The 22,719-nt window shown below is 66.9% G+C and carries 21 protein-coding genes; 13 read left to right on the top strand and 8 right to left on the bottom strand.

Features of this window, described 5'->3' with window-relative positions; genetic code table 11:
- Nucleotides 1–4 precede the first annotated feature (4 nt).
- On the bottom strand, nt 5–646 hold the full coding sequence (locus tag ACFU4Z_RS19750) for a maleylpyruvate isomerase family mycothiol-dependent enzyme (protein ID WP_379064954.1): 642 nt from the start codon (nt 644–646) through the stop codon (nt 5–7).
- 94 nt (nt 647–740) lie between these two features.
- On the opposite strand from ACFU4Z_RS19750, the gene ACFU4Z_RS19745 reads away from it, so the two are divergent.
- The 4 genes from ACFU4Z_RS19745 to ACFU4Z_RS19730 all read left to right on the top strand — a co-directional run bounded on the left by ACFU4Z_RS19745 (nt 741) and on the right by ACFU4Z_RS19730 (nt 5,243).
- Nucleotides 741–1,646, top strand: coding sequence for a MerR family transcriptional regulator (locus tag ACFU4Z_RS19745; protein ID WP_379064953.1), 906 nt, complete (start codon nt 741–743; stop codon nt 1,644–1,646).
- Nucleotides 1,647–1,750: 104 nt separating this feature from the next.
- Entirely contained in the window at nt 1,751–3,349 is a 1,599-nt protein-coding gene (locus ACFU4Z_RS19740; protein WP_379064951.1) for a protein kinase, read from the top strand.
- Between the two features lie 169 nt (nt 3,350–3,518).
- Entirely contained in the window at nt 3,519–3,953 is a 435-nt protein-coding gene (locus ACFU4Z_RS19735; protein ID WP_379064949.1) for a hypothetical protein, read from the top strand.
- 123 nt (nt 3,954–4,076) lie between these two features.
- Nucleotides 4,077–5,243: an FG-GAP repeat domain-containing protein gene (locus ACFU4Z_RS19730; protein ID WP_379064947.1), complete on the top strand. Its 1,167-nt coding sequence runs from the start codon at nt 4,077–4,079 to the stop codon at nt 5,241–5,243.
- Between the two features lie 149 nt (nt 5,244–5,392).
- Here the strand turns inward: ACFU4Z_RS19730 and ACFU4Z_RS19725 are convergent, their stop codons facing one another.
- The 4 genes from ACFU4Z_RS19725 to ACFU4Z_RS19710 are packed head-to-tail and all read right to left on the bottom strand — an operon-like array spanning nt 5,393 to nt 8,170.
- The gene (locus tag ACFU4Z_RS19725) at nt 5,393–6,151 is read right to left on the bottom strand and encodes a MerR family transcriptional regulator (RefSeq protein ID WP_379064945.1); all 759 of its coding nucleotides are present in this window, start codon (nt 6,149–6,151) and stop codon (nt 5,393–5,395) included.
- 53 nt (nt 6,152–6,204) lie between these two features.
- Nucleotides 6,205–7,092, bottom strand: a complete 888-nt coding sequence (locus ACFU4Z_RS19720; RefSeq protein WP_379064943.1) for a DUF2268 domain-containing protein — start codon at nt 7,090–7,092, stop codon at nt 6,205–6,207.
- A 35-nt stretch (nt 7,093–7,127) separates the two neighbouring features.
- A complete protein-coding gene (locus ACFU4Z_RS19715) occupies nt 7,128–7,586 on the bottom strand; it encodes a DUF6463 family protein (protein ID WP_379064941.1) in 459 nt (152 codons plus the stop codon).
- Nucleotides 7,583–8,170: a DUF2867 domain-containing protein gene (locus ACFU4Z_RS19710; RefSeq protein WP_379064939.1), complete on the bottom strand. Its 588-nt coding sequence runs from the start codon at nt 8,168–8,170 to the stop codon at nt 7,583–7,585. Before ACFU4Z_RS19710 ends, ACFU4Z_RS19715 begins: the two co-directional genes overlap by 4 nt.
- 83 nt (nt 8,171–8,253) lie before the next feature.
- Here ACFU4Z_RS19710 and ACFU4Z_RS19705 point away from each other — a divergent pair, with 83 nt between their 5' ends.
- The gene (locus ACFU4Z_RS19705) at nt 8,254–8,811 is read left to right on the top strand and encodes a TetR/AcrR family transcriptional regulator (protein ID WP_379065380.1); all 558 of its coding nucleotides are present in this window, start codon (nt 8,254–8,256) and stop codon (nt 8,809–8,811) included.
- A 134-nt stretch (nt 8,812–8,945) separates the two neighbouring features.
- Here ACFU4Z_RS19705 and ACFU4Z_RS19700 read toward each other — a convergent pair whose 3' ends face one another.
- Entirely contained in the window at nt 8,946–9,788 is an 843-nt protein-coding gene (locus ACFU4Z_RS19700) for a helix-turn-helix domain-containing protein (RefSeq protein WP_379064937.1), read from the bottom strand.
- A 178-nt stretch (nt 9,789–9,966) separates the two neighbouring features.
- On the opposite strand from ACFU4Z_RS19700, the gene ACFU4Z_RS19695 reads away from it, so the two are divergent.
- Nucleotides 9,967–10,713, top strand: a complete 747-nt coding sequence (locus tag ACFU4Z_RS19695) for an NADPH-dependent F420 reductase (protein WP_379064935.1) — start codon at nt 9,967–9,969, stop codon at nt 10,711–10,713.
- A 56-nt stretch (nt 10,714–10,769) separates the two neighbouring features.
- On the opposite strand, the gene ACFU4Z_RS19690 is transcribed toward ACFU4Z_RS19695, so the two are convergent.
- Nucleotides 10,770–11,726, bottom strand: coding sequence for an alpha/beta fold hydrolase (locus tag ACFU4Z_RS19690; protein WP_379064933.1), 957 nt, complete (start codon nt 11,724–11,726; stop codon nt 10,770–10,772).
- 336 nt (nt 11,727–12,062) lie between these two features.
- Here ACFU4Z_RS19690 and ACFU4Z_RS19685 point away from each other — a divergent pair, with 336 nt between their 5' ends.
- The 7 genes from ACFU4Z_RS19685 (at nt 12,063) to ACFU4Z_RS19655 (ending at nt 19,407) form a co-directional block, all read left to right on the top strand.
- The gene (locus ACFU4Z_RS19685; protein WP_379064931.1) at nt 12,063–13,187 is read left to right on the top strand and encodes an agmatine/peptidylarginine deiminase; all 1,125 of its coding nucleotides are present in this window, start codon (nt 12,063–12,065) and stop codon (nt 13,185–13,187) included.
- 80 nt (nt 13,188–13,267) lie between these two features.
- On the top strand, nt 13,268–13,840 hold the full coding sequence (locus ACFU4Z_RS19680; RefSeq protein WP_379064929.1) for a TetR/AcrR family transcriptional regulator: 573 nt from the start codon (nt 13,268–13,270) through the stop codon (nt 13,838–13,840).
- 301 nt (nt 13,841–14,141) lie between these two features.
- Nucleotides 14,142–15,284, top strand: a complete 1,143-nt coding sequence (locus ACFU4Z_RS19675) for an epoxide hydrolase family protein (protein WP_379064927.1) — start codon at nt 14,142–14,144, stop codon at nt 15,282–15,284.
- 240 nt (nt 15,285–15,524) lie between these two features.
- Nucleotides 15,525–15,935, top strand: coding sequence for a hypothetical protein (locus ACFU4Z_RS19670; protein WP_379064925.1), 411 nt, complete (start codon nt 15,525–15,527; stop codon nt 15,933–15,935).
- 301 nt (nt 15,936–16,236) lie between these two features.
- Nucleotides 16,237–17,454: an erythromycin esterase family protein gene (locus tag ACFU4Z_RS19665; protein ID WP_379064923.1), complete on the top strand. Its 1,218-nt coding sequence runs from the start codon at nt 16,237–16,239 to the stop codon at nt 17,452–17,454.
- A gap of 265 nt (nt 17,455–17,719) precedes the next feature.
- Entirely contained in the window at nt 17,720–18,661 is a 942-nt protein-coding gene (locus ACFU4Z_RS19660) for an ATP-binding cassette domain-containing protein (protein WP_379064921.1), read from the top strand.
- Entirely contained in the window at nt 18,658–19,407 is a 750-nt protein-coding gene (locus ACFU4Z_RS19655) for an ABC transporter permease (protein WP_379064919.1), read from the top strand. Before ACFU4Z_RS19660 ends, ACFU4Z_RS19655 begins: the two co-directional genes overlap by 4 nt.
- On the opposite strand, the gene ACFU4Z_RS19650 is transcribed toward ACFU4Z_RS19655, so the two are convergent.
- Nucleotides 19,391–22,609, bottom strand: a complete 3,219-nt coding sequence (locus ACFU4Z_RS19650; RefSeq protein ID WP_379064917.1) for a BTAD domain-containing putative transcriptional regulator — start codon at nt 22,607–22,609, stop codon at nt 19,391–19,393. The genes ACFU4Z_RS19655 and ACFU4Z_RS19650 overlap by 17 nt on opposite strands.
- Nucleotides 22,610–22,719 lie beyond the last annotated feature (110 nt).

Genomic DNA, 22,719 nt, shown 5'->3' with positions numbered 1-22,719 from the left:
TGCCCTAACCGACCTTCGCCCGCAGGATTGCCACGCCCTCGCCGGTGAGGGCGGAGAGTCCGGCGGTTCGACCACTGGCAAGCAGCAGGAGGGCGGCGATGGGGCCTTCGATGGTGGGGCCGGTGCCGGCGGTCCAGTTCGTGTCGGTGGCAGTCAGACGATAGGGGGACAGTCTTTTCTTGGCGTGAAAGACCCAGTCGGCCGACCAGACCCGGTCGAGTGCCAGGCGTGCGGCAGCAGTAGGCATTTCGCGCGAAAGACCGAGCGGGATGGCAATGTCTTGAATGTGGACGAGGGTGTCCATCAGGCGGTCGGTGGGAGTCGTGGCGGGCGGGGCAATGCGCAGCGGGATCGTGGCGCGAAGTTCGGCAAGGAGTTGCCGGGAGGTAGTGCGGTCAGCGTGACGGATGGCCGTATCGAGACTCATGCGATCGATGCTGCCGCGAGCTCGGATGAGATTGACCAGGACAGCGCCCAACGTCGCGCTGCTGGAGAGGATCACGTGAGCTACTACGTCACGGACCCGCCAGCCATCGCAGAGGGTGGGGTGGTTCCAGTCGGCCTCGGAGATGTTGTCGAGGAGATCGACCAGGGTGGCGCGTTCGGTGGCTACGGCTTGCCAGATCTCGTCGGATGTCGTGTTCATCGGGGATTCCTTCCGTGTCGGGCGCTAGTACGGTAGGAACTCCACCCGGGTGGAGGTTCAAGAGATTGTGACCGGCGGCACAGTGCATGGATTAGTGAGCATCGGGGAGCTGTCGCGGCTGACCGGTGTTCCGGTTCGGACGATTCGCTTCTATTGCGACAGCGGCATTGTGGAGTCCGCACGCACCACGGGTGGCCATCGAATGTTCGACAAGGCCACGGCGGTGGATCGGTTGCTCCTGGTTCGTCGACTGCGCGCACTCGGGTTGGGGTTGGCGGCAATCACCGCGGTGCTCACCGGCGAGCGGTCGATGACGGAGGCGATAGCCGCCGAACGGGCTGTCGTCGATGTCGAATTGGGGGCATTGGCGTGGCGGCGAGCGTCGTTGCGGGCCATCGAAAACGCGGTGCCCGCGGAACGGGCGGCCAGGCTGGAGCTGCTGGCCGGAGTACCGGATGGTTTGTCCGCTCACGACGCGGTAGTCGCGTTCTGGCGGCGGATCTTGACACCGATGCCGTCGGACATGTTCGAGGGTTTCCTCTCGATGAACGTGCCCGATCCGCCGCGTGACCCGACGCCCGAACAGGTCGTCGGCTACGCCGAGCTCGTCACCCTTGTCGCCGAGCCCCGGTTCGCCACCGTTGTTACCCAACAGCTCTGGCGTCCTGGACCCACCCCGATCCGCGACAAGGTCGGCCTGCTGGCCGGAGTCGCCGAAGCCTGCGGCATGGCAGAGTCGCAGATCCACGCGGGCCTGGCGCCCTCCTCCGGTCGGGCACTTGACCGTTTCGTCGACGCCCACGCCACCGCCCGCGGCGAACGCGATACCCCGGGATTCCGTGCGCGCCTCCGAACCGGCGGACACGACAACGACCCTCGCACACAACGCTATTGGCGTCTGACCGGTGAAATCACCGGCGCAACCATGACGGTGGGCGCGGGCCAACTCTGGCTGTACAACGCCCTCGACCGGTCAACAGGCGCACCGGTCTCGCGTTGAAGGTCCGCCCAACGCGGCACTCGTGCCGACACCCGCCACCATGACGTCCCGACGACGACGAGGTGCGCCTCGCGCAACCGCGGCGATACCCATAGGCTGGCGCGATGATTTCCGGGCGGACAGTGGTCGACGGGCGTTTCGAGTTGCTCGAACCGCTCGGCAGCGGCGGCATGGGGACGGTGTGGCGAGCCTACGATCTCGCTCTGCATCGCGAGGTGGCGTTGAAGGAGGTGCGGGCCGCCGAGCCGGACGGCGGTGCGAACCTGCCCGACGTGCAGCGGGAACGCGTGCTGCGGGAAGCCAGGGCACTGGCCAGGATCGCGCATCCGAATGTGGTGACGGTCCATCACATCGTCGATTCCGATGCTGCCGCTCATCCGTGGATTGTCATGGAGCTGATTCGTGGCCGCACGCTCGCTGAACATCTCGCCGAGGGCCCGATGCATCCGGCGCGTGCGGCGCAGATCGGCCGCGGCATGCTCGGCGCGCTGCGTGCCGCCCACGTGGTCGGCGTGCTGCATCGCGACATCAAGCCGGCGAACGTGATCCTGCGGGAAGACGGCACCCCGGTGCTGACCGATTTCGGCATCGCGGCGATCACCGGGTTGAACGGGCTCACCTCCACCGGCAGTGTGGTCGGCTCGCTGGATTATGTTGCGCCGGAACGACTCGGCGGCCAGGAGGGCAATCCGGCCTCCGACCTGTGGTCGCTGGGTCTGGTGCTCTACGTGGCGGTGGAGGGCTATCACCCGATGCGCCGCGACACCACTGTCGCCACACTCGCGGCCGTCCTGAAGGGCGAGGTCCCGCCGCCGCAGCGGTCCGGGCCGCTGACCCCGGCGCTCCAGGCGCTGCTGGTACCCGAACCGAGCCATCGGCCTTCGCCCGAGCAGGTCGATTGGATGCTCGCCCAGGCGACCGCGCCGATCGGCGCTGCGCCCGCCGCGCAGAACCACCCGCACCTGGCGCAGGTTCATGCGCACGTGCCACCCGCCCACGTGCCCGCAGCGCAGACCAACGTGCCATCGAGCGGAATTCCCGGCCACCACCCCGCGGCGTCCAACCAGCGGCGACGCTGGATGCTGCCGGGAATCGGGGCCGCCGCCATCGCCGTGATAGTCGTGGCGGTGGCCATGCGGCCCGATTCATCGACGAATCGAACCAGCCCGAGTCAGCCACCCGGCACCAGCCAACGACCCGGCAGCACCCAGCTCCCCGGCGCGACTGCCTCCGCCGCGCCCGTGACCGAAGAGGCCGGCGACCTTCTCACCCCCGACGGCATCCGCACGGCGATCGCCGCCTTGGAAAAAGTCACCGGTGGAACGGAATTCACCGATGCGACGTTCTACCCGACCTTCGCCAACGTCGCCGCCCCTGTCGCAGGCCAGCCGAAAATCTACGACGAGTTCAGCTACCGAAACGGCAAAGCAGATCGCAAGGGCGCGGGTGGCCAGATGTCGGGAAAAGACACCGTGAATCTGAGCTCGATCAACTGGGACATCCTGCCGACCCTGATGCGCGCCGCGGAGGACCGGCTCAATGTCCCCACCCCGACGCTCCGTTATGTGATCGTCGACCCCGCATGGACTTTCAATGACGATCGCCCGACCATCATGGTGTACCTGACCGACGACTACGGCAGCGCGTACCTGGCTGCGGACGTCGACGGCACGGTGGTGAAGGTGTATTCCCGCGAGCGGTGACGGCTTCATCGACTTGTCGGCGCCCATCCCTAGCGTTCGTGACCAACGAGCGAAGGGAGCGGCCAATTTTCGATGAGCGCGCAGTCGTCACCGTCGCTACCGAACAAGTGTGGCGCGTCATGAACACATCAAGGGATAGACGAGAGATATACATCGCACGATAAGCGTGGTGACGGTATTCGCCCTCGGCGCAGGCATTCTCGCCGGATGCAACGATAGCGACAAGAAATCGAGTGCCGACTACTGCGCCGCCGTCAAGGATCTCGGCGGCGGAAGTTACGTACCCAATACAGCGTCGTCAGAAATAGTGCCCAAGATGCGCAACGTCGTTGAGGTGGCACCGGACGAAATCGAGTCGGGCGAGGCACGATTCGCCGATGCGCAGGACAAGCCGATGTCCGGCGGCGGATACAACAGCACCACGAGCATGCCGCCCGATATCGGGCAGATCGCCCAGCGGATCGTCACATTCAGCGAGAAGACTTGCATGAAGCGAGTTGGGCCCGTGCCGTCATGCCCACCACTCGGGCCCGACGGCATCAGCCTTCGAACGGGAATGGGCCGACCCTCGAAGCCAAATTCCATAAGCGATGATTATCGATGAACCACTCGGTCGAGCAGGGCCGTCGATAACGATAGATTATCGAATTGTCTTATGGCCCCGATAGTTTCGCCGGCAACGGAAAACCAGTAAGGTTCTGCCGATATCGGACAATCGGGAGAATAAGTGACACAGATCAGGTTCGCCGTAAGCGCTCTCGCTTCTCTGGCAATGGCAGGCTCCACGCTGGCGGGCACCGCCTTCACGAGCACCCCGGCATCCGCTGAGGTGCTTCCCAACCTGACGGGTCCCGCAGTACCCGCGGTCGCCGACCTCAACGACGACGGCTACACCGACGTCGTGTTCAGCGACTTCGTGCTCGGGTTCGGCGTATCGGTGTTCCTCGGCAAGCCGGGCGGCGGCTTCCAGCCCGCCGTCCGGTACACCACCGGCGGTCAGGCCGACTACGTCGCCATCGCGGATTTCGACCACGACAGCAAGCTCGACATGGCCGTCACCAATTTCACCTCACACGACGTCTCCATCCTGATGGGCCACGGCGACGGCACCTTCGCCAAGGCCGTCAACTACGCCACCGACCTCGCTCCCGGCGCGGTGGTCGTCGGCGACTACAACCACGACGGCGACCCCGATCTGGCCACCTCCAACCAAGCCCCGTCGTGGTCGATCCTCCTCGGCAAGGGTGACGGCACCTTCGCCGATGCCGTCACCGTCTCCAGCAACCTCGGCGTCGGCTCCGGATCCGCCGACGCCGCGGACTTCGATGGGGACGGCAACCTCGACCTGCTGCGCGGCAACTACGTCAACAGCACCATCCAGATCTACCGCGGCCGCGGCGACGGCACCTTCGCCGCGCCGACCACGTTCAGCGACGGCGCCCTGACCGCCTGGTACGGCATGGCGCGCGATATCAACGGCGACGGCAAGGCGGACATCCTCTTCTCCAACCTCGTCAGCGGCACCGTGTCCACGCTGTTCAACAAGGGCGACGGCACCTTCGGCGCGCTGCGCACCTACCAGACCGGCGGTCTGTTCCCGCAGTGCTTCGACGTGGCCGACATCAACGGCGACGGCAAGCTCGACATGGTGGTCGCCAACGGCGGCACCTCGAGCATCAGCGTCCTGCTCGGAACCGGCAACGGCACCTTCGGCCCGCCGAGCCACACCTACTCCTCCGGCGGGCTCGTCCCGCTGTCGACCCCGATTCTCGCCGACTTCAACGCCGACGGAAAAACCGACACCGTCGTCGGCAACACCGGCACCGGCAACATCACCCTGCGCTACGGCAACGGTGACGGCACCTTCGGTCCCGCCATCGACTACTCGGCCTGATCGACCTGGCCGGGCCCCGGCAGGCCGGGGCCCGGCACCGGCACATCCGCATCACACAGCTGGCGGTCGATCCCGCGATGCCCTGAATCGACTGGGACCCAAACTCTTTCGCTGATCGGGCGCGGAAGCTCGGCCTGATACCGAAGTTACTACATCTGTGTCCGCGTGTACTCGTGCAGCGAGTCGCGGACGAATGCCGCGCCCTCGGCACCGTCGTATGTGGTCGCGAAGCCAGGGTCCTCGACGTACATCTGACCGAGGCAATTCACCATCTGGATCGAGCGGTCCCGATCGCCGTCGGCTGTAGGGGTGCCGGGAATCTCGCTCAGCCACTGGACATGTCGAGCGGCCAGTGCTTGCGCGCGCTCCGAAGTCGGCGACACCCCGGCCTCGCACGCGGCGATCCATGCGGCGACGAGGTCGTCGGTGGCCCGCTTCCAAGCCCGCTGCTGCTCGAGACTCTTGGCGTGCCACCAGTCGTTGCTCGCCCGGAATGCGCGCTCACCCCAGCGCGCGATCACCTCGTCCCGGTAGCGATCGTTGAACCCTTCCAACATAATGTCCATGCACGGTTCGATCCCGGTCGCCGCGGCGTCGAAAGTGTGACGCACGGCCCGGATCTGCTGCTCGATGCGATCGCGTGCGCGTTCCAGCGCGGCGATGTGCGCCCGAAGCGCCTCCTGCTCGTCCACCTCTTCGGCCAGGACTTCGGCGATGGCAGGCAGGCCCATGCCCAGCTGACGCAGCAGCAGGATTCGCTGTAGTCGGGCGACCGCGGCGGGGCCGTAGTAGCGGTATCCGTTCGCGCCGACTCGGGAAGGGGGCAGGAGCCCGATGCGGTCGTAGTGACGCAAGGCGCGGCCGGTGATGCCCGCCCTGGCCGCGAGCTCCTGGATCATCCACTCCATAGCCTCTCCTGTTGCCACGACCCTCGATCGCCCGGCTGCCGGATTCTGGCTGATCAGTCCGCGCGGTGCAGCGCGGTGGCGATGATCTCCGAGCTTGCGGCGTGCAGGGCCTGTGCCGCCGTCTGTCCCGTTGCTGCCAGGTAGGCGTCGACCAGCCTATTTCCGACGGCGTATCCGGCGCCGGTCGGCAGTCCCACCGGAGCAACGCCGAAGCGCTCCGCGCTGGCGTCGCCGTGCACCCAGGCCGTGAAGTTCCGCATGCCGGTGACGTCGAGTCCGGACACCACCTTGGCGAAGACCGCCTCGTCGTGCAGGTGTGGCACACCGAGGCGAGCGTAGCCGAGCTCGTCACCATAGAGTTGGCGCGCGAATGCGTCGGCCAAGCCCTCTGACACGACGTGTTCGCCGACCGTCACGGTCATCGGGTCCCACACGACCCCGCCCGGGCTGTAACGCAGGTTGTGGTTGAGCTCGTGTACCGCGACGGCCTCGAGCCGTTCCACGTTCTCCGGGTATGGCCACAGCGTGATGACGAGGTAGCCCGAGATCCCGCCGCTCCCGGTCATTCCGAGGCTGGGACCCATGAAGTGGGCATCGCCGGGGTCACCGAGCACGAACAGGACGGTAATGTCCGGGACCTCCACTCCGGGCGTCGCCGCCAGCTGCACGGCAAGTGCATCGTCGAGCGCGCGCTGCATCCGTTCCCATGCCCCGGCCGCCGACAGCGTCTCGAGTGCGTCGAGGCAACGCCGCTCATCACGATCGATGGGGAATCCGGACGCCAGCTGGTGCATCGCCACCAGATCGACCTCCCCGGGGAAATACCGGTACATGTCTGTGACGGGCTCGAGCATCGAGCGCAGCAGCGCGACGCGATCCGGGCCGGTGGCGCGCAAGATCTGCTTCATCGCCGAGTAGGTGTCGAGAACGGTGATCGTCATGCCGGCCGACGCTAAACATTGACGCAGGGGCAAGGTCAAGCCGCGTGCTGGCCGGTTGCCGTCTCCCGGCCTCGGGCTGGTGCCGACCGATTCCGCGCGGCCACGATGATCAGCGCCCCGGAGGCGATCCCGGCGAAAAACGGGGACGGCACCAGAAGAACGCCGCCGAGCCCACACCACGCCGCGAGACCCCAGCCGATCCCGGCGGGCACAGCCACCCCGCGCCCAGCGAGGTGCCATATCAGGCAACCAAGGAGAATCAGCGGCACGGCGAAGCTGCCCGGGCCGCCCCAGAAGGTGACCTCATTCCGAAGGGATTCCATCGTCTCGACGCCGCCGTCGGTGAGCACGAGCGGGACGGCTGCCCATATCCCCCGATCCACCCAGCCGGTGATGTCCGCCCATGCGACGAGCGCCAGCAGAGACAGGTGACCTATGCCCAGCACGAGCATGATCCCGCTCGCCCAGCGCAGCAGCCGCCTTTCGACGTTCATCGTGACCGTCCTGCCCATGCTCGTTCCCACTGCCGAGTCAGGGCCGGGTAGACGATGAGGTATCGGAAAGGCGCGATGGCGGCCATGTAGAGCCGTCCGAACCATCCGTTGGGCTTGACGAGGACGGCCATGCGCAGCTCATAGTCGCCGTTCACGCCTCGAATCCAGCCGAGATGCATCACGGTGTGCACGGTCTTGTTCGCCAGCTCGCGGGCGGCCTCCATGTCGAGCTCGTAGACCGCTTTGAGGGGCATGTCGTCGTCGTCCGGGCCAGGGGAAGCCGCGCGGATATCGCTGGGCAAGCGGTCGCGCAGCGAGGCAACCCGCTCACCCACCCCCACGGACGGCTTGTCCCAGCCGAGGAGTGCGCCGAGCTTCCACCGAACGGCGAACAAGAACCGCACCGGCCACATCTGCTTCACGGGTCCACCGGCTGCTCGCAGTGCTGCGAGCATCACCGGGAAATCGTCGGGTCCGGCTCCGGGAGTGCGAAACGACCACACGTCCTCGACTGCGAAGTCACTCGCGAGTTCGTGGATAAGCCAGGGCTGCTCGCTGTAGGCGGCCTCTGCGAGTCGTGGCATGGTTCACCTCTCATTTATACGGCACCGTACAGTTCGTGTATACGGTACCGTATAGATACGTCTCGAGCAATGGAGGTGGCCGGATTCCCGCTGTGGCCCGCACGACACGAGCCCGCTGGATAGCGGCGGGCCTCGAAGCCCTCGGCCGGGGCGGACCCGACGCCGTCCGCGTCGAGACCCTCGCCACTGAGCTCGGCGTGACGAAGGGCGGATTCTATGGGCACTTCGACAGCCGTCCCGCGTTCCTCACGGAGATGCTCGACGAGTGGGAACTCCGCTGCACCAAAGAAGTCATCGCCCGGACCGACACCGAAGGTGGCGATGCCGCCGAGAGGATCCGGCGCGCCGGTCAGCTGACGTTCTCAGAAGACCTGCACCGGATCGACCTCGCGATCCGGGCGTGGGCCCGCCACGACGAGTCCGTCGCGACCCGCCTGCGGCGTATCGACAACGAGCGAATGCAGTTCCTGCGGACGATGTTCGGCACCTTCATCACCGACCCCGATGAGATCGAGGCACGCAGCACCCTGGCCTTCGCGCTCGCGATCGGCCGCCACTTCATCGCCGCGGACCACCCCGGCTACACCAAACGCGAAGCCATCCAGCTCGCCGGCGAACACCTCTTGCGCCCACCACCGTGAACACCCGATTCGCGCGCTGTTCGACCAGGCGGAGCATGCCCGGACCAGAAACTGGATGGTGGTGTCGCGGGCCGAGTCGATCGCCCCGATGTCCGGGAGGGATCCCCCGGCAGCGTCAGTAGCGAAATCGGACGTCAGCTCAGTACCTGCACACTCCCGAGTTTCCGCAGCGCCTGCTCGGATGCCGAGCCCGGCTCGGCGGCGAAAAGGTCCAGCCCACAGCACGACGGCAGGTCGGGCAGCGCGACGAGCTCGCCGTGCAGGGTCAGCTCACCCGCGACCGGGTGGTGCAACACGTACTCCCGCGACCGGACCTGCGCGACCGGGTGCTCCGCCCATATCTCCGCGAATTCCGCGCTCAGATCACGCATGTGATCGATGTGGGCCGTGAGTCCGGGGTCACCGCGATACCGTCCGAGCAGAACACGCAGATGCGCTACCTGCGCACGCGCCGCCCGCGGCCAACCGCTGCCGTGCAGCTCGCGCAGGTAGGGCTCGGTGAACAGCATGTGTGACAGCGTGCGCCTGTTCTCCGGCAGCGCGGGGAAGTCGCCGAACACCGCGACGGCGAGCTGGTTCCAGCCGACAATCTGGGTGTGCCGACCGACCAGCAGCGCCGGCGTCATCACGAACGATTCCAGCAAGTAGCGCAAGCTCGCGGGCGCGTCCGACGAGGCTTCGGCCTCCGTACACGGCGGGGGACGCCGTGCGATCCGGTGCAGGTAAGCCAATTCGTCGGTGTCCAGGCGCAGCGCCACGCCGATGGCGTCGAGCACCTCGTCCGAGACGCTGTCGCCGTTGCCCTGCTCCAGACGGGTGTAGTGGGCGATGCTCACGCCCGCCAGCTGCGCCAACTCCTCACGACGCAGGCCCGCGACCCGGCGCACTCTGCCGTAGTCGCGCAACCCGACTTCCTTCGGGCGCAGGCGGGCACGGCGTGATTTGAGGAAGCCGCTGAGCTCGGTTCGGTCGTCCACGCGACCAACGCTACGCCCGAGCCTGCGGCGGGTGATCACGCCATGAGTACGCAGTACACGGGCCTGGTCCGGTGGTCGTGGCGGTCCGATGCTGAAAGCGAGCCACCCGCGACCGGCATAGCCTGACCGCGCTCGCCGGCTCTTCTCGCGCATGCACACGAACGAACGGAGCGAAGTCGTGCCACACATCCTCGGAGTCATCGGCAGCGGAATGATCGGATCTTCTGTTGCCCGCTTGGCGGTCGCGGCAGGCCTCGAGGTTGTCCTCAGTAATTCGCGAGGCCCCGAGACACTTGCTGATCTTGTCGCCGACCTGGGCGAGCGAGCCCGAGCGGCCACACCGGCGGTAGCGGCCCGCGCCGCAGACCTGGTGGTGGCCGCGATCCCGCTGCATGCCTGCGAACAACTCCCCGCAGAAGCTCTGGCCGGCAAGACAGTGCTGGACACGGCGAACTACTACCCCGAGCGCGACGGCCACGTGGCCGAGCTGGACGCGGGCGAACTGACCTCCACTGCTCTGATGCAGCGCCACCTCGCGGGCTCCCGGGTGGTCAAGGCATTCAACAACATCACCCCGCACCAGCTGTTCTCCCTCGCCCGGCCCGCGGGCGCGCCGGACCGCAGCGCCCTGCCGATCGCGGGCGACGACGCGGAAGCCAAGGCACAAGCCACCCGGCTTTTGCACGTCCTCGGATATGACGCGGTGGACACCGGTTCACTTGCCACCAGCTGGCGCAGTGAACCGAACACACCGGTGTACATCCAGCCCTATCTCGGCGAAATGCCCGCGATGAGCGTCGAGGACTTCCTGCGCTGGGCTCTCCGGACACCCGGCATCGTCGTCCCCGCGGCGCAGGTCGGCAGGCTCGTCGAGGCAGCGGTTCGCCAGCAGGCGGGCGAGGCCAGGCTCCCGGGCGATGATTGACCCAGGAACCTCACTACTCCCCTCGACCAGCGGCGATCTCGCCGAGCGCGAGCGGTCTACGCGACGAGTGTGAGGTGAGCGCCCGCGACTCGGCCGGTGCCGCCTGCTCGCGTCATCAGTCGAGCCATGGCCTCGGCGACCATCCTCGGCTGCTCGAGAATCACCGAGTGCCCGGCGCCCTCGACCATCACGAAATCCGAGTACTCGACAACCGCCGCCATCGCGACGGAATGCGACGGCGGCGTCATCAGGTCGGCGGAGCCGCACAACACCAACGTGGGGATCTTCGAGAGGATAGGAAGCGCGTCGGTTTGGTCATAGGCCATAAAGGCGCTCAAGAAGCTCGCCATCGTCACGATCGGCGTCTCGTTGTGCATCGCGTTGGCAAGGGCGAGCACGCGAGCGCTGACTTTCCGATTGCCGAATTCAGCGGTGTGGATCACCGGGGCGAAGACCTTGCAGGCCATTGCCTTCGCATGGTGCATCATGCCAGGAGCCCGCCGGACGGCGGCCTGGAATGCCGAAACGACCGGGTTGCGCAGGAGGCGGCCGAAGCCGGCGTCGGCGAGCCCGCTCGCAGCGGTCGCGATGAGTGCGACGCCGACGATGCGAGTGCCGATCTCGTGCGGGTTCTGGCTGGCATAGGTCAGCACGGTCATGCCGCCCATCGAGTGGCCGACGAGAACGACCGGTCCGGTCGGGGCGACAGCGTCGAGAATGTCGCGAAGGTCGTAGCCGAGCTGCTCGAGGTTGTAGGTCCGCCGGGACGCCGCGACCGAGTCGCCGTGGCCGCGGTGGTCGTAGCAGACGACCCTGGCGTCGGCGTATCGGCGCAACAGCGCGTCCCGGACGTAGGTCCAGGACTCGGTGCGCTGGCAATGTCCGTGCAAGAGGACGACGGTGAGGTCGGCATTTCGTGGGCCGTATTCGCGAACCGCAAGTGCCACACCGTCTTCGGTCGAGACCGTGGCACGCCGTTCTGCCGGGGTGGCGATTGCGCTGGTGATCGACATTGGAGGCTCCGGTTCGCTTGCGGTGACTTATTCAACTGTCCATCGCACTGGTCGCCGGTGTCAGGACCCCGAGTACTGAGGTCCCACCCCCAAGGGGTAGCAGAATCACCACCAAGGTGAGGCCCTGCCGCTGACCGCGCCCGACTCCGCTGGTCGTTGTCGTTCACATCACCGCTTCTGTCCTTGACTAATTTTTTAGTCAGGATTTAGAGTGCTTGATAGCCAGGCGGTCGCCCGTTCATCACGCGGGCCTCCGCAGCGAGAGTGGGTCTGCCGGCTTCCTACGCGTCGCGAGGGACTCATAGCACGAATGCCCAGAACAATAGGAGAAACAGGATGCGGCGGCGCACATTCGTACAGACCATGACGGCCACGATCAGCGGTTTGCTGATGACCGGTTGCGACGACACCACCACCTGGGTCGGCGGCGGAAGCAGTGACAACCACGACGACGGAAGGACATGGCTGATGCCCGAGGAGGGGCAGCCGCACAAGCGGACCTGGATGGCCTTCGCCGCCGGCGAACGAATCTGGGGCGCGAAGCTGGCGCCGGAGGTACAGCGCAACCTGGCCGCCATCGCCACCACCATCGCCCGCTTCGAACCGGTGTCGATGCTCGTGCGCCCCGGCGAGATGGCGCAGGCCGAGAGCCTGATCGGTGACGCTAACGTTGAGCTGATAGCCGGCGAGCTCGACGATCTGTGGATGCGCGACACCGGTCCGGTGTTCGTGAAGAACGCAAACACCAAGGCCGGTGTGGATTTCAACTTCAACGGCTGGGGCAACAAGCAGGAACACCGCCGAGATGCGAAGGTCGCCCAGTTCGTCACCGGCCGCGCCGGAGTCGAAACCCTGCACACCGATTTGGTGCTCGAGGGTGGCGCGCTCGAGGTCGACGGCGAAGGCACCGCGATCATCACCGAGAGCTGCGTGCTCAACAACAACCGCAATCCGGGCTGGAAGAAGAAGGACGTCGAGGAGGAGCTCGACTACCTGCTCGGAATCAAGAAAATAATCTGGCTGCCCGGCATCGCCGGGGAGGACATCACCGACGGCCACACCGACTTCTACGCGCGCTTCGCCGGCCCGGGCGTGGTGGTCGCCGGACTCGACAGCGACCCGGACTCATTCGACTACGACGTCACCCGCCGCCACCTCGACATCCTGCACTCGGCGACCGACGTGCACGACCGCCCGCTGCGGGTGGAGGTACTCGAGGGGCCCTCGACGGTGCGGCCGAAGTTCGAGAACGACGACTTCGCCGCCGGTTACATCAACTTCTACGTCTGCAACGGCGCGGTCATCGGCCCCGAGTTCGGTGATCCGGACACCGACGGCGCCGCGAAATCCACCCTCGAGCGACTGTTCCCCGGCCGGGAAGTCGTGCAGATCAATATCGACGGCATCGCCTCGGGTGGCGGCGGTATCCACTGCACCACCCAGCAGGAACCCGCTGGCTGACCCGCCCTTTCGCCCCCGCGAGCCCAGGTGCGGCGCACCGCTTGCCGGGCCTGCCGCATCCGCCCCTACTGTGAGGAATCGTGTCAGAGCGTCGAACCCAGATCCTGGAAGCCGCCGTCCGTGCCATCGCCCAGGACGGCGTACGCGGGCTGCGTATCGAGAAACTCGCCGCCGCGGCCGAGGTGTCCACGGCGCTGATCTACTACCACTTCAAGGACCGGGCCGGTGTGCTGCACGCCGCGCTCGAACACATCAACCACCGGGCCCAGACGTATACCGACCACACCGACACCGCCGACCCCCGCAGCCGGGTCGAGCACATGCTGCTGCTCGAACTCCAGGACACCGACGAAGTTCGCGAAACCAGCATCGCCTGGGGCGAATTGCGGGCCAGCGCCGTCTTCCACCCCGACCTGCGCGACCCTCTGCAGGCCACCACCCAGAGCTGGAACACCGACATCGAAACCCTCATCCGGCAGGCCATGCAGACCGGCGCCGTCCACCCCGCCCTCGACGCCGCCGCCATCGCCGAACGCCTCACGGCCCTCGTCGAAGGACTCAGCGAACGCTGGCACAGCGGCTCCCTCAGCCTCGACCGCGCCCGCCAACTCCTCACCAGCGCAATCGAACTCGAACTCGACGCCAAACTTTGAACACCCTGCGGCACGGCCGAGCTCGGCCGTCGGCCGACCCAGCACCGAACCACCGAGCCCCTACCCCGGACACAGGCTGAGGCTCAGCTCTGCGAGCCGACATGCCGACCGGATTCCGGCCACTTTTTCGAAGACGCTGCCCCGCTTGGGAACTCGACTCGTGCCATACGACATCGTGAGCCGGAGGTTCGGCGTTGGAGCGACAGCGGTCGGGGTAGTCGCACCGACTTCTCGACCATGGTCAACTTCTGGCGAAAACCTAGGGCTGGAACTGTCCTAGGTCTCTTCTACGGTGGATTTCATGAACGAGCAGATTCGACCGTTTCGCATCGACGTCCCCCAAGAGCAGCTCGACGACTTGAATCGGCGATTGGACGCCAACCGCTGGCCCGACGAGATTCCCGGTGCGGGGTGGGCGCCGGGCATCCCGCTGGACTACACCAGGGAACTGGCCGACTACTGGCGCACTACCTACGACTGGCGGGCGCAGGAGGCCCGACTCAACTCCTTCCCGCAGTTCCGCACCGAGATCGATGGCCACGACCTGCACTTCATCCATGTCCGCTCGGCGGAATCCGACGCGTTGCCGCTGGTGCTCACGCACGGGTGGCCCGGATCGATCGTGGAATTCCTCGAGGTGATCGGGCCGTTGACCGACCCGGTGGCGCACGGCGGCAACGCCGCGGACGCGTTCCACGTCATCGTGCCCACCATCCCCGGATACGGGTTGTCCGGACCCGCCGTCGGCTGGTCGACCGCACGAGCCGCGCGCGCATGGGCCGAGCTGATGCGTCGCCTCGGCTACGACCGTTACGCCGCGCACGGCGAAGACACCGGCGCGGCCATCACACGCCAGCTGGCGGTCATCGATGCCGAGCATCTGGTCGCGATACACCTGACGGATATCGCCTCCGCCACCGTCACCGCCGAGACCGCGGACCTCGACAATCCCGCCGAACGCCGTGCCGTCGAGCTTGCCGGCCGCTACCAGTTCCAACTCGGCGCGTACGCGATGCTGCAAGCCAGCAAGCCGCAAACGCTGTCCTACGCGCTCACCGACTCGCCGGTGGGTCAATTGGCCTGGATCGTAGAACGTTTCAAGGACTGGACCGACTCCACCAACGCACCCGAGGATGCCGTCGACCGCGACGCGATGCTGACCAATGTCATGATCTACTGGCTCAACGGCACCGCAGGCTCGTCGGCGCGCTACTACTACGAAGGCGCCGCCACCTGGGGCAAACCCGAACCCGACACCAACGTGCCGGTCGCCGTAGCAGTCCTGCCCCACGACATCGGCGCCCCGATCCGCCGCATCGCCGAACAGAACCACAACATCGTGCGCTGGACCGAATTCGACCGCGGCGGCCACTTCGCCGCCATGGAAGAACCCGACCTCGTCATCGACGACCTGCGCGCCACGTTCGGCGACTACCGCAAATAGACACGTAATCCCGGCGATCCGCGGCAGCTGGCCGCGGATCGCTGGGATCGCGCGTGCCATGGGCCTGAGCTGATCCATCGGCGCCACTCGGCGGCTCTTTCACTGCCCAGCGCACGGTTACTCCGAATCCATGAGCCGCGAGCGCTGGCGCCCGAGCCGGGCCGCTCCTAGGGTGCGCACGTGGGCGATCGGCGATACATGCGACGCGGTGACGGACAACGACGAAACCCAGCAGAGTCCATGCCGCTGGAAGCGCGCGACGTCATCGCGGGCGCCGACGTGGTGGTCGCGGGCCTGTTCTCAGCCAAGCGCAAGGACTGTCTCGACGTGATGGCTGATGTTTCGGCAGGCGTCGCTCGTCTCGGAGGTCGAGTGGTCGACTGTTTTGTGCAGCGCCGCGGGGTCTCGGGCGGCAAGAAAGGTGACACGCCGGGCGGCACAGCGACAATGGCCGCACCCTACTCGGCCAGAACCTTGATGAGCACGGGCAAGGTCGGCGAGATCGCGGGCGCGTGTGCTCGGGTGCATGCGGGGGCCGTTGTCTTCGCCAACGAGCTGACCGACCGGCAGCGAACAGTTCTCGCGAGGATCTGTGGCTGTCCGGTGTTCAGCTACAGCGACCTGACGCGGGCAATGGAGCCTGGGCGGTGATACCGAACGAGCTGTTCGGGTGACAGCGATAGACGTCGAACAAGAGCGAAGTCGGAAGTTCGCCGATGCAGCATCCCACAGTTCCGGCCACGTCAGGGTTCACCGATGGCCGACGTCGCAGATCGCCGATCGCGCCTTTCGCAATGGGGAGTAGCAGGAATCCGGTGTGACGAATCCGGGGAGTCGCAGCTTACATACGAGATTGAAACTTTCGTCTCTTGATCCAGCTTGAATTAGCAAAAGTTTCAATCGAGTGTTCAACGATATCGTTGATAGCAGTTTCTTTCCGGAAAGGGTGCTCATGTCAACTGCCGCGTCACTGCGTGGAATCGGCCGCCAACTCGACGACCCGGCAAGCCTGGGTCGTGCCCTCGACGAGCTGCTCGCTACGCGGACCGAGCCGCCGACCCTGCTAGCCCTCGGCGAGCCGACACACGGGATCGAGGCGTTCCCGTTGCTGCGCAACGAACTCCTCTGTCACCTCGTCGAACGGGGGTACCGGTCGATCGTGTTGGAGACCGATATCTTCGCCGCGTCCGTAGTCGATGACTACGTGGCCGGGGCTACGGCGGAGATCGACACGGTGCTCGCGACCGGGTTCAGCCACGGGTTCGGCGCCGTGCCGGGCAACCGCGAACTCGTCGAATGGCTCCGCGCGCACAATGCCGGCCGCACGCCGCAGGATCGGGTTCGCTTCCACGGCTTCGACGCGCCGTTGGAGTTCTCCGGTGCGCCGAGCCCGCGTCGCGCACTGTCCTCGACCAACGAGTACCTGCCCGCAACGCTGCGGCCCGAATCGGTCCGCGACCTCGACGCGTTGCTCGGGGAGGACTCGGACTGGACGAACCAGGCGGCCATGTTCGACGCGGCAGCGTCCATCGGCAACTCCGACGGCGCTCGCGCTCTGCGCATCGTCGCCGACGATCTCGCCAGCGCGCTGCACCGCGCGGCACCCGGCCTGCGCCCCGCCGACCCGACCGGCTACGACCACGCCGCCGCGCACGCGCGCACCGCTCAGGGCCTGCTGCGCTACCACGCGGCCATGGCCGACCCCGCACCCGATCGCATCGCGACCATGCTCAGCCTGCGCGCCGAGATGATGGCCGAGAATCTGCTCGCGATCGTCGCCCAGGAGCGGCGACGCGGGCCGAGCCTGGTGTTCGCGCACAACGCGCTTCTCCAGCGTGCGCAGTCCCACACGTCGGTCGGCGCGGACGACATGAACTGGTGCAGCGCAGGCGCACTCGTCGGACTCACCCTCGGCCGGCGCTACGTGTTCCTGGCAACCGACGCCGGCCCCCACAGCGATCCCGGCACCCTCCAGCGTGTACTGGCCGAGGCGACCACCCGACGTGCCCTGTTCCCGGCACCGGCCCTTCGCGCCGCGCTTCCCCCGTCGATCGGCACGGGCGAACCGATCGTGCCCGGCCACATCCCGCTCAACCCGGCAGACGTGGACGGCTCCGACGCGATCATCTTCGTCGCCGACACCGACGGAAAACGGCATCAGTACTGGTAGCCGCTCTCGATCACGACACCCCGAACGTCCGATAACGAAGATGGCCGTATGCGCGACCCCCATGCCTGAGGCGGCACGGGGATCGGGTCGCGTTCTCTGGCTTGGTTCACCGGGCGGGAGACGGCGGCATCGGCGCGCTGGGCGTCTTCGTCGGCGATCAGGCCGCGCAACGTCGTGGCCTGGCGCGACGAGGTAGAACACCGTGTCAGTCGTCATGACAGGGGCGTGACAGGTGGGTGTCAGGCCGGGCGCCGATGGTGGTCACATGAGAAATTCAGCGATTGCGGTCTCCGGGCTGCGGAAGACATATGGGGACAAGGTTGTGCTCGACGGCATCGATCTAGATGTTCGTGCGGGCACCATTTTTTCCCTGCTCGGCCCGAATGGGGCGGGTAAGACGACAACGGTGAACGTGCTGAGCACGTTGATGAAGGCCGACGGCGGGTCGGTACGCGTCGCGGGCCATGACGTCGCGACCGAGGCCAAGGCGGTGCGCGCGGCGATCGGTGTCACCGGTCAATTCGCGGCGGTGGACGAGCTGCTGACGGGGCGGGAGAACCTGCAACTGATGGTGGACCTCAACGGGGTCCCCGCAAAAGACAGCAAGCGGACTGTCACAGAGCTGCTGGAACGCTTCGATCTGGTGGAGGCGGCGCAGAAGCCCGCGTCGACCTACTCCGGCGGTATGCGCAGGAAGCTCGACCTGGCGATGACGCTCGTCGGCAACCCGAAGATCATCTTCCTGGACGAGCCGACGACGGGACTGGACCCGCGTAGCCGTCGCACGATGTGGTCGATCATCCGCGACCTGGTGGCCGACGGCGTGACCATCTTCCTCACCACCCAGTACCTCGAGGAAGCCGATCAGCTCGCCGACCACATCGCGGTACTCGACCAGGGCCGCCTGGTCGCCCAGGGCACCCCCGACGACCTCAAGCGCCAGATCCCCGGGACCCACGTCCGGCTCCGGTTCACCGACATCTCCCAGCTCGACGCGGCCGCGAGTCTGTTCCCCGACTCCACGCGGGATATCGAAGCACTGACCCTGCGGGTTCCCAGCGATGGCGGGACGAAATCGCTGCGGGCGCTGCTGGACAGGCTCGACGAGTATTCACTCAGCGCCGAAGAGTTCTCCGTGCACACACCCGACCTCGACGACGTTTTCCTCGCCCTGACGGGCCACAACACGGAGGTGGTCGCGAAATGAGCGCCAAGTCCCATTCCATGGTCATGTTGCGCCGCAACTTCACACACATCGCCCGGAACCCGACCTCGGTGTTCAACGCGGTCCTGATGCCGATCATCATCATGCTGATGTTCGTGTACATGTTCGGCGACGCATTCAACGTCGGCGTCGACTACATCGACTACGCGACGCCGGGACTGATGCTCTTGGCCGTCTGCTACGGGCTCGGGGCCACCGCGACAGCGGTGAACTCCGACATGACGAAGGGCATCATCAACCGGTTCAAGGTCATGGACGTCTCCCGTGGTGCGGTGTTGACCGGTCACGTCATCGCCAGTGTGCTGACCAATCTGGTCGCCATCGCGGCCCTCATCGGGGTGGCCTTCCTGCTGGGATTCAGCCCGGCGGCGAGTTTCCTCGATTGGCTCGGCGTGGCGGGCATCGTCGTGCTGCTCGGTATCGCGGCAGGCTGGCTCACCGTCGCCTTGGGATTGGCGGCGAAGTCTGTGGAAACGGCGGGTCTGGCCGCCGTGCCGCTGGTCATGCTGCCGTTCTTCAGCAGCGCGATCGTACCGGCGGAGAAGATGGGGCCGGGCCTCCGGCAGTTCGCCGAGTACCAGCCCTTCACGCCGATCATCGAAACCATGCGCGGGCTGCTCAACGGCGCACCGGACACCGGCGACGCGATGGCCGCCATCGCCTGGTGCGTCGGGATCGCTCTCGTCGGATACCTATGGGCATCCGCCACGTTCACGAAGCGAGCGTGACCGCGACCAACTCACGCCAGCTCGCTTGCGCCCCCTCTCCAGTCGCCTCGGTGAACCGCGTGTCACCGAGGCGACTTCGCGTGGCCTGCTCGATCCGGGCCATATCGGGTTGCGAACGATCCGGCAGACCGCGCACGCCGGCGCTCGCCGCGAGCAGCCGCGCGGCCTGCTCATATTGTTGGTCGCGCAGCGCCAGATCCGCGATCCCGATGAGCACCTGCGCGATCAGGAGTGCATGCCCCGCCTCCGACGCCGCCTGCAAGGCCGCGACGCGGTGTTGACGGGCCTCGTCGAGATCCTCGGCAAGGTAGCCGAGCAGGTCTCGCACCAACGCGCGGACGTTTGCCCCCTCGGCGTCATCGCCCAGCATCGCTGTCGCGACGTCGAGTTGCCGACGTGCCTGCTCGACATCGCCGCTCCAGCGCGCGAGCGCCGCCTTCGACAGGGCCAGCTCGGCCAGCGCATTCGGCCAGGCGACTCGTTCCGCGGACCGCTGCGCCTCGGCCATAGCAGCCACGCTGGAGTCCTCATCGCCCAACAGCCAGTACAACTGGGCCTGCCGCGACCGCATCGGCGCGACATCCTCGATGGCACCGACCTCGGTGACGACCGCGATCGCCTGCTCGTAGTGCTCGCACGCACCGGCGAACTCACCGCGCATGGCGATTCGATTCGCCAGTTCGGTCAGCGCGAACGAAATCCCCCACCGATCGCCGATCGCGCGAAACTCGGTGAGCGCCGTCTCGAGATATGTGTCCACATCCTGGCCGTCGTGGCCCAGATGCATCCGCATCTTGCCCAGTTGTAGCCGGGCGAGGGCGCGTACCCACGGGTCCTCGTCGACCAGCAGTGATTCCCACGCCGGCAGGAACGCGTCCGGCGCTTGCAACATGCGCTCCAGTGGGGCGGCGAACCTCAGCGCAGGGTGACGGGCCTGAACGCGCTGGCTGATTTCGTAAGCTTTGTGGATCCACTCCTCCGCCTGGTACTGGTCACCCTGCTGCCCGGAGGTCGCGAACTGCACGACGAACGCGTACACCACGCCCCGGATCTCGTCGGCCACCTCGCCGGGCACGGCAGTGGCCGCCATGATCAGCTCGTTTCCCTCGGCCTTGTGCCCACCGAGCCACCAGTACCAACCGGCGGCCGCGGCGAGCCGCATCGCCCCATCTGCCTCGCCGGCCGCGAGCGCACCCCGCATCGCCGCAGCGATGTTGTCGTGCTCGACCTCGAGCATGGCAAGCCATTCGAGTTGCTCGGCGCGGCGAAGGTGCGGCTCCGCGATGTCGGCGAATTCGGTGAAATACGCGAGATGCGCACGGCGCGTCAGATCCGATTCCCCCGCCTCAGTGAGACGCTGCTCGGCGTATTCCTTGATCGTGCCGAGCATCCGGTAGCGCGGCGCCTGGTCGCCCTCGGTGACCACCAGCGATTTCTCGGTCAGCGCGGTCAGCAACTCGAGCACCTGATCCGTCTCGACCGCCGCGTTCTTCCCGTCTCCCTGCCCTTCGGGCCCGCCCCCCACACCCGCGCAGACCCGCTCGGCCGCCTCCAGGCTCGCACCACCGGAGAACACCGAGAGCCTGCGCAGGACTACTCGTTCGGCGTCGGTGAGCAGCTCCCAGCTCCAGTCGATCAGCGCACGCAGCGTCCTGTGCCTCGGCAGCGCGGCACGGCTACCGCCGGTCAGCAGGCGGAACCGGTCGTCGAGCCGGTGGGCGAGTTGATCGAGGGACATGGTGCGCAACCTGGCCGCGGCGAGTTCGATCGCCAGTGGCATCCCGTCCAGCGCCCGGCAGACGCGCGCCAAAGTCGACAGTGTGCGGGCGTCGGTCGCGAGGTCCTTGCGCACCGCGCCGGCGCGGTCCAGCAGCAGCCGGATGGCCGGAGCGGACTCGATCTCGCCGGGTGCGGCGTCTTCCGCGGGCAGGACCAACGGCATGACCGGCCATAGCGCCTCGCCGGTGATGCCGAGGGGTTCCCTGCTCGTCGCGATGATCCGCAGCTGCCTGCACTCTCCGAGCACTCGATGGGCGAATGCCGCCGCGGACTCGATCACGTGCTCACAGTTGTCCAGAATCAGCAATATCGCCCGCTCGCGGACCGCGGCGATGACCCGATCCGTCGGCTCCGCGTCCGGTGCCTCGCCGAGCAGCGCATCCCGCAGTTTGAGCGCGGCGAGCGTCGCTTGCGCGACGTTGTTCCCGCCCCCCTGCCCTTCGGGCACACCCCCCTTGTCACCGTCGGCGCCGATGGCCGCGAGTTCGACCAGCCAGACCCCGTCCGGCAGGTCGCCGAGCAGCGTGCGCGCGGTTTCCGTGGCCAGTCTGGTCTTCCCCGAGCCGCCAGGCCCGATCAGGGTGGTGAGCCGATGTTCGGCATTGAGTCCGCGGACCGCGGCGACATCACCGTCCTTGCCGACGAAGCTGGTCAGCTCGGCGCGCAGGTTGGTCTTCCGGTTCTCCTCCCGCCGTCCCAACTCACCCCGCAGCAGCGCGACGTGCAATGCGGACAGCTCCGGTGCGGGGTCGACGCCCAGCTCATCGGCCAGGGTTTCCCTCGTACGCTCGTACACGAGCAGCGCCTCGGTGACGCGACCGGCCGCGACGTGGGCACGCATCAACGCGGCGACAAGCCGTTCTCGCACCGGATGCGCGACCACCAGGTCGGCCAGTTCCGTGACCAGCTCCACACCGTGGCCGAGGTTGATCTCCGCATCGAACCGATCCTCCATGGCAGTCAGGCGTAGCCCCTCGAGCCGGGCGACCGCCGCGTCGAACGCCGCACTTTCTTGCAGACCGACGTCCTGCATGGCCGCACCGCGCCACAATGCGAGGGCCTCACGCAACCGCTGTACGCCCTGTGGATCCTCGTCATTGCGGGCCTGGGCGACGAGGCGTTCGAACCGCACGGCGTCGACGGCGTCGGGTTCCACCCTCAAGCGGTAGCCGTCCGTCTGCCCCTCGACCAATCCTTCCGGCAGTGCCTTCCGCAGCCGGGAAACCAAGCGGTGCAAGGAATTCGCCGCGTCGGAGGGCGGGTTCTCACCCCAAATCCAGTCGATGAGCGTCGCCCTCGGGACTGCGTGACCCGGTTCGAGCGCGAGGGCGATCAACAGCCCGCGCAGCCGCGCGCCCGGCACGTCGGCGAAAACGCCGTCGTCCGCGCGTATCTCGAATGGTCCAAGTATCCCGATCTGCACCTGGCTGATCTTGCCATGGGCGATCCGCGGGCGATTCGTCGTCGCGCGGGGCCAGCCGACCAGGTCTCCATAGTCCGGTGTCAGCGCCGTGACAGTCGTATGTCAGGTCC

The organism is Nocardia sp. NPDC057440 (genome assembly GCF_042802915.1).
GTDB lineage: Bacteria > Actinomycetota > Actinomycetes > Mycobacteriales > Mycobacteriaceae > Nocardia.
The sequence above is the reverse complement of the archived record's forward strand: the minus strand, read 5'-3'. Positions and strand labels throughout refer to the sequence as shown.

Excerpts from the sequence above, each read along its gene's own strand:
- ACFU4Z_RS19750 (WP_379064954.1), bottom strand. The coding sequence starts at position 646 with ATGAACACGACATCCGACGAGATCTGGCAAGCCGTAGCCACCGAACGC.
- ACFU4Z_RS19740 (WP_379064951.1), top strand. The coding sequence starts at position 1,751 with ATGATTTCCGGGCGGACAGTGGTCGACGGGCGTTTCGAGTTGCTCGAA.
- ACFU4Z_RS19725 (WP_379064945.1), bottom strand. The coding sequence starts at position 6,151 with ATGGAGTGGATGATCCAGGAGCTCGCGGCCAGGGCGGGCATCACCGGC.
- ACFU4Z_RS19720 (WP_379064943.1), bottom strand. The coding sequence starts at position 7,092 with ATGACGATCACCGTTCTCGACACCTACTCGGCGATGAAGCAGATCTTG.
- ACFU4Z_RS19715 (WP_379064941.1), bottom strand. The coding sequence starts at position 7,586 with ATGAACGTCGAAAGGCGGCTGCTGCGCTGGGCGAGCGGGATCATGCTC.
- ACFU4Z_RS19710 (WP_379064939.1), bottom strand. The coding sequence starts at position 8,170 with ATGCCACGACTCGCAGAGGCCGCCTACAGCGAGCAGCCCTGGCTTATC.
- ACFU4Z_RS19690 (WP_379064933.1), bottom strand. The coding sequence starts at position 11,726 with ATGTCGATCACCAGCGCAATCGCCACCCCGGCAGAACGGCGTGCCACG.
- ACFU4Z_RS19685 (WP_379064931.1), top strand. The coding sequence starts at position 12,063 with ATGCGGCGGCGCACATTCGTACAGACCATGACGGCCACGATCAGCGGT.
- ACFU4Z_RS19675 (WP_379064927.1), top strand. The coding sequence starts at position 14,142 with ATGAACGAGCAGATTCGACCGTTTCGCATCGACGTCCCCCAAGAGCAG.
- ACFU4Z_RS19670 (WP_379064925.1), top strand. The coding sequence starts at position 15,525 with ATGCCGCTGGAAGCGCGCGACGTCATCGCGGGCGCCGACGTGGTGGTC.
- ACFU4Z_RS19665 (WP_379064923.1), top strand. The coding sequence starts at position 16,237 with ATGTCAACTGCCGCGTCACTGCGTGGAATCGGCCGCCAACTCGACGAC.
- ACFU4Z_RS19660 (WP_379064921.1), top strand. The coding sequence starts at position 17,720 with ATGAGAAATTCAGCGATTGCGGTCTCCGGGCTGCGGAAGACATATGGG.
- ACFU4Z_RS19655 (WP_379064919.1), top strand. The coding sequence starts at position 18,658 with ATGAGCGCCAAGTCCCATTCCATGGTCATGTTGCGCCGCAACTTCACA.